Raw genomic sequence first — 6468 nt, 5'->3', positions numbered from 1 at the left:
TGCGGGTGAAAAGCCCGCACGCCGAAAGCCCAAGGTTTCCTTGCGCAACGTTAATCGACGCAGGGTGAGTCGGCCCCTAAGGCGAGGCAGAAATGCGTAGTCGATGGGAAGCAGGTTAATATTCCTGCACCTCGCGTAAGTGCGATGGAGGGACGGAGAAGGTTAGGCAGGCCAGGCGTTGGTTGTCCTGGTGAGAGAGTTGAGGCGGTCCCCTTAGGCAAATCCGGGGGGGCAACGTTGAGACTAAGGACCGGCCCATTAGGGCTAGGCTGCTGATATCACGCTTCCAGGAAAAGCTCCTAAGCTTCAGCTTACGCAGACCGTACCGTAAACCGACACAGGTGGGCAGGATGAGAATTCTCAGGCGCTTGAGAGAACTCGGGTGAAGGAACTAGGCAAAATAGCACCGTAACTTCGGGAGAAGGTGCGCCCTCCATGGTTAATAGCTGAGGGGGGCCGCAGTGACCAGGCCGCTGCGACTGTTTATCAAAAACACAGCACTCTGCAAACACGAAAGTGGACGTATAGGGTGTGACGCCTGCCCGGTGCTGGAAGGTTAATTGATGGGGTTAGCCGCAAGGCGAAGCTCTTGATCGAAGCCCCAGTAAACGGCGGCCGTAACTATAACGGTCCTAAGGTAGCGAAATTCCTTGTCGGGTAAGTTCCGACCTGCACGAATGGCGTAACGACAGCGGCGCTGTCTCCACCCGAGACTCAGTGAAATTGAAATCGCTGTGAAGATGCAGCGTTCCCGCGGCAAGACGGAAAGACCCCGTGAACCTTTACTATAGCTTTACATTGAACGTTGAGTTCGTCTGTGTAGGATAGGTGGGAGGCTATGAAACTGTGGCGCTAGCTGCAGTGGAGCCATCCTTGAAATACCACCCTGTCGTGCTTGACGTTCTAACCTGGGCCCGTTATCCGGGTCGGGGACCATGTATGGTGGGTAGTTTGACTGGGGCGGTCTCCTCCCAAAGTGTAACGGAGGAGCACGAAGGTACGCTCAGCGCGGTCGGACATCGCGCACTGTGTGCAAAGGCATAAGCGTGCTTGACTGCAAGATCGACGGATCAAGCAGGTACGAAAGTAGTCTTAGTGATCCGGTGGTTCTGTATGGAAGGGCCATCGCTCAACGGATAAAAGGTACTCCGGGGATAACAGGCTGATACCGCCCAAGAGTTCATATCGACGGCGGTGTTTGGCACCTCGATGTCGGCTCATCACATCCTGGGGCTGTAGTCGGTCCCAAGGGTATGGCTGTTCGCCATTTAAAGTGGTACGCGAGCTGGGTTCAGAACGTCGTGAGACAGTTCGGTCCCTATCTGTCGTGGGCGTTGGAGATTTGAGAGGGGCTGCTCCTAGTACGAGAGGACCGGAGTGGACGAACCTCTGGTGTTCCGGTTGTCACGCCAGTGGCACTGCCGGGTAGCTATGTTCGGAAGCGATAACCGCTGAAAGCATCTAAGCGGGAAGCGCGCCTCAAGATGAGATCTCCCGGGAGCTCGACTCCCCTAAAGGAACCATCAAGACTAGGTGGTTGATAGGCAGGGTGTGTAAGTGCGGCAACGCATTGAGCTAACCTGTACTAATGATCCGTGTGGCTTGACCATATAACCTCAAGTGGCCTTGGACTCGACGACGCGTCGACACTCCAAACCAACACTGACTCGCTACATTCCAATCTATTCGCCGACAACGGGCACCAGTCCGTTGAAAGCAAACCAACGTGAGCGTGAGCGCAACTCAATCGATCGAGACCTGCGACCCTCCACCCTCTCCCTGGTGATAATAGCTGTGTGGAACCACCCGATCCCATCCCGAACTCGGAAGTGAAACGCACATGCGCCGATGGTAGTGTGGCTTAAGCCATGCAAGAGTAGGTCATCGCCAGGGGCTTTTCCCAGAAGGCCGGATCCCAAGGATCCGGCCTTCTTCTTTTGCACGTCGAAAATAGAATCGACGGCATCGCCGCGAGAGCTTCTGCAGTACCAGCGCCTATATCCGACCACGGGGCCGTAGACCGCGTCGCACGTCGACTGCTACCGCAAGCGCTCGATCGCTACAAAAAGAAACGCGGACATTCAGCCGTGCTGCACACTCGGGCCGCCGACTGCGGTTAAACTCGCCGGGCTGCAGGTTACCGGCATCGCGCCGGTCGCAGCTTGCCGGCCATATCGCCCCCGACGGGGCTTGGCCGTGCCGCCGACGCCCGCCGCGCGATGACGCTCCGGGATCGGCTCCGTCGAAAGGAGAGGCGAAAGATGAAGTTCACAATTACCGGCAAGGTCCGTCACCGTTAAGTCGGTGTAACCAGCCCGGGATCCGCTCGTTCCGGATCCGCGCCGGGCTGCGTTTGGCTGACCGCTGTTCGTTCCAGGCCGCTGTGGCCCTGGATCGCGCGCGCCCGTCCGCCTCCCCCCACTCCCGTTACTCGTCCGGCGCCCATCGGGCGCCAAGTCGCTCGCATGCGTCGCGCGTACGCGCCGGTTCCGGCGCGTCGCGGTGTCGGCGCTGCGGCGGGAGTCGTTCCAGTTCCAGCACAGGCCGGGCCCGATCGGGCGCGCCTCGCATGGACAAGTTCAAACAAGGCACAACGCCATGATGATTTTTCGTTGGTTCGAATCGTTGATCGACCCGTTCCGTCCGGCGCCGGCCCAGATGCCGCCGCGTTCGGTCGCGGGGTTCTATTGGCACTTCATCCGCCAGGCCTGGCCGATCTTCGTGATCCTGACCGTGGTCGGTTTCTTCGTCGCCATCGTCGAGGTGGTGATGTTCGACTATCTCGGCAAAGTGGTCGACCTGGTCAACACCACGCCGGCTACGGAGCTGTTCGTCCGCCACGGCGACGAGCTGCTGTGGATGGCGCTGGTGATGCTGGTCGCGCGGCCGGTCTGCCTGGGGCTGCACGACCTGTTGCTCAACCAGACCGTGCATCCGAGCATGACCAATCTGGTGCGCTGGCAAACCCATCGCTACATGCTGCGGCAGAGCCTGAGCTTCTTCCAGAACGACTTCGCCGGCCGCGTGGCCAACCGGATCATGCAGACCGGTCCGTCGCTGCGCGAATCCACCACCCAAGCCTTCGATGCGATCTGGTACGTGGTCGTGTACTCGGCGTCGGCGATCTACCTGTTCGCCCAGGCCGACGTCTGGCTGGTGGCGCCGCTGGCGGTGTGGATCGTGTTGTTCATCGGTTTGATGCGCTACTTCGTGCCGCGGGTGAAGCTGCGTTCGTGGCGGGCCTCGGACGCGCGTTCCAAGCTGATGGGGCGCATCGTCGACGGCTACACCAACATCGCCACGCTGAAGCTGTTCGCGCACTCGCGGCGCGAGGAGGAATACGTGGCCGAAGCGATGGTCGAGCAGACCCAGCGCTCGCGCGACATGACCCGCATGACCACGTTGATGGGCGTCAGCATCACCATCCTCAACGGCTTGTTGATCGTCGGCACCACCGGCCTCGCGCTGTGGCTGTGGCACAAGGGCTCGATCACGGTCGGCGCGATCGCGCTGGCCACCGGCCTGGTGATCCGCATCCACAACATGTCGGGCTGGATCATGTGGACCGTGAACGGCATCTTCGAGGACATCGGCACGGTGCAGGACGGCATCGAGACGATCTCCAAGCCGTTGACCGTGGTCGATCGCGACGGCGCCAAGCCGCTGCAGGTGACCCAGGGCGAGGTGCGCTTCGAGAACGTGCACTTCCACTACGGCAAGGATGCCGGCCTGATCGCCGATCTCGACTTGCAGGTCAAGCCGGGCGAGAAGATCGGCCTGGTGGGTCCGTCGGGCGCGGGCAAGTCGACGCTGATGAACATCCTGCTGCGCCTGTACGACCTGGAGGGCGGCCGCATCGCGGTCGACGGCCAGGACATCGCAGGCGTCACCCAGGAAAGCCTGCGTTCGCAGATCGGCGTGGTCACCCAGGACACCTCGCTGTTGCATCGCTCGATCCGCGACAACCTGCTGTACGGACGGCCGGGCGCGAGCGACGAGGAGATGTTCGAAGCGGTGCGCAAGGCGCGTGCGGACGAGTTCATTCCGGAACTGGTCGACGGCGAGGGCCGAGTGGGCTACGAAGCCCTGGTCGGCGAGCGCGGGGTGAAACTGTCGGGCGGCCAGCGCCAGCGCGTGGCGATCGCGCGGGTGCTGTTGAAGAACGCGCCGATCCTGATCCTCGACGAGGCGACCTCGGCGCTGGACTCGGAGGCCGAGGCGGCGATCCAGGAAAGCCTGGAAACCCTGATGGCCGGCAAGACGGTGATCGCGATCGCGCACCGGCTCTCGACCATCGCGCGCATGGACCGGCTGGTGGTGATGGACAAGGGCCGCATCATCGAGACCGGGACGCACGAGCAGCTGATCGCGCGTGACGGGCTGTATGCGCGGCTGTGGAAGCGGCAGACCGGCGGCTTCGTCGGGGTGGAGGCGTAAGCCTCCACTGCGCCTGCGCGAAGCGGGTGCGCTGATCGGCCGCAAGCCCTCCTTCCCTTGTGGGAGGAGGGCTTTTTGTTTTGAGCGAGGCGAGCCGCGAGCGCGGCCTCCGGCTTGCGTCGTATGTGCGAGGTCGCGGTCGCGGCTTGCGCCGCTCCTACAGGAGGGCGCCGGTCGGAACGCGGAGCCGGTTGGAACAAGGCTCGGGCGGAATTAAGCCATCGGTCAGGGCGCGGAGTCCGTCAGAGCGGCGAGCGCGTCAGAACGCGGAGCCCATCGGAGCAACCAGTCCATCGGAACCAGCGGCCCGTCAGAACAAGGAGCCGGTAGTACCGCGGCCGCCATCGTCGGGCGAGCCCTGGCGCTTGCGCACCCAACCGCCGACGCCGGAAGGCTGGTGCGCCGGCGCCGGCGCCGGCGCCGGCGCCGCCGGCCGCGCGGCGCTGCGTTCGCGTTCCTGCCGGTGCGCGTTTTCGGCCATCGCCTTGAACTGGCGCTCGCGCTGCAGCCAGAGCTCGTCCAGGCTCGGATCGGCGACCAGGGCGGCGGCGCCGAGGTCGGCTTCGCTGGCTTCGTCGGGAATGTGCTGGAACGGGATGCGCATCGGCGCGGCGCCCTGGGCCAGCGCGTCCTGCATCGCGCCGAAGTACAGGCGGTTGTTGCCGTAGCGCCGGTTGACCTGGTCGAGCACGCGGGTGAGCGCATGGTTGCGCTCGCGTTCGGGAAACAGCGCGGCGCTGTCGCCGGCGTTGGGCAGCAGGTCGATCAGCGACACCGCCACCGACAGCGGCGGGAACCGTTCCACCCGCCAGCGCCCGCGGGCGGCGGCGCGCAGCAGCGGTTCCAGCGCATCGGCCATGAGCTTGAGCAAGGTCGGCGAGTCGTCCAGCGGCGCGAACGACAGGTCGCGGCTGTAGCGCTGTTCGCGGCCGACGAAGCGCACGTGCAGGCTCAGCCCGCGCGCCTTGCAGCCTTCCTGGCGCAGCCGCATCGCCGCTTTCGCCAGCAGCTTGAACAGCACCGAGCGTATGCCCTCGGCGCTGCGCATCTGCGGGTCGAGCACGTGCGAGTGGCCGACCGAGGCGACCGCGGCGCGTTGCCGCGTCGGCGGTTCGATGCCGCGCAATTGCGCCCAGAAGCGTTCGCCCTCGATACCGCCCCAGATCGCCTTGAGCCGTTCGCGCGGCGCGGCGGTGAGCTGCGCGACCGTGTCGATGCCGGCGCCGTTGAGCCGCTGCAGCATCGACGGGCCGATGCCGCACAGGTCCTGCAACTGCAGTCCATGCAGCGCCTGCGGCAGGTCGGTCGATTCGATCACGGTGAGGCCGTCGACCTTGTCGAGGTCGGACGCGGTCTTGGCCAGGAAGGTGTTCGGCGCGATGCCGACCGAACAGCGGATCGGGTCCAGCCCGCGCTCGATCAGCGTGCGCTTGATCCTGCGCGCGATCGCCACGGCGTTGTCGCGCTCGCGTTCGCGGCCGATCAGGCGGCAGGCGACTTCGTCGATCGACAGCGGCTTGCCGTCGATGGGGATGCAGTCCTGGATCGCGGCGATCAGGCGATGGTGCAGCTCGACGTAGCGCGCCGGCCGCGCCTGCACCAGGGCGATGTCGGGACAGCGCTCCAGCGCCTCGCGCACCGGCGTGCCGGTCTTGACGCCGTGGACCTTGGCCTCGCGGCTGGCGGCGATGCAGCAGGTGGTGGCCGCCATCACCGGCACCACGCCGACCGGGCGTCCGCGCAACTCCTCGCGGTCGAACTGCTCGACCGAGGCGAAGTAGGAATTGAAGTCGACGAACAGGCAACGCAGGGTCACGGCGGCGGGGCCATGCTGGGGACGTCAGTATCGCGCTGCGCGGCGGATGGCGCAGCGCGGCGGTTGTTCATCTTCCGTAGCGTCAGTCTCAGGTGACGAGATTCGTTGCCATTTCAACAGGTTGCAGGTTGTGCCGCGGTGGATGAATGGCGCGGCGTTGGGTACGGTGCCAGACGCGACCGCGACATCGCGCTTGCGTCGTATGTGCGGCTTCG

Annotated in this window: 2 protein-coding genes and 2 rRNA genes (1 of these 4 cut by a window edge); 3 read left to right on the top strand and 1 reads right to left on the bottom strand. The window is 64.3% G+C overall.

The features are described 5' to 3' along the window. The 3 genes from RDV84_RS02170 to RDV84_RS02160 all read left to right on the top strand — a co-directional run. Positions 1-1610 (top strand): 23S ribosomal RNA (locus RDV84_RS02170) (it extends 1254 nt beyond the left edge of the window). A 168-nt stretch (positions 1611-1778) separates the two neighbouring features. After that, positions 1779-1893: ribosomal RNA gene (gene rrf / locus RDV84_RS02165) — 5S ribosomal RNA — on the top strand. 711 nt (positions 1894-2604) lie between these two features. Next, a complete protein-coding gene (locus tag RDV84_RS02160; protein ID WP_309153667.1) occupies positions 2605-4437 on the top strand; it encodes an ABC transporter ATP-binding protein in 1833 nt (610 codons plus the stop codon). Between the two features lie 310 nt (positions 4438-4747). Here the strand turns inward: RDV84_RS02160 and RDV84_RS02155 are convergent, their stop codons facing one another. After that, a complete protein-coding gene (locus RDV84_RS02155) occupies positions 4748-6253 on the bottom strand; it encodes a DNA polymerase Y family protein (protein ID WP_309152311.1) in 1506 nt (501 codons plus the stop codon). Between the last annotated feature and the right edge of the window lie 215 nt (positions 6254-6468).

This window comes from Lysobacter yananisis, assembly GCF_031199375.1.
GTDB lineage: Bacteria > Pseudomonadota > Gammaproteobacteria > Xanthomonadales > Xanthomonadaceae > Lysobacter > Lysobacter yananisis.
The sequence above is the reverse complement of the archived record's forward strand: the minus strand, read 5'-3'. Positions and strand labels throughout refer to the sequence as shown.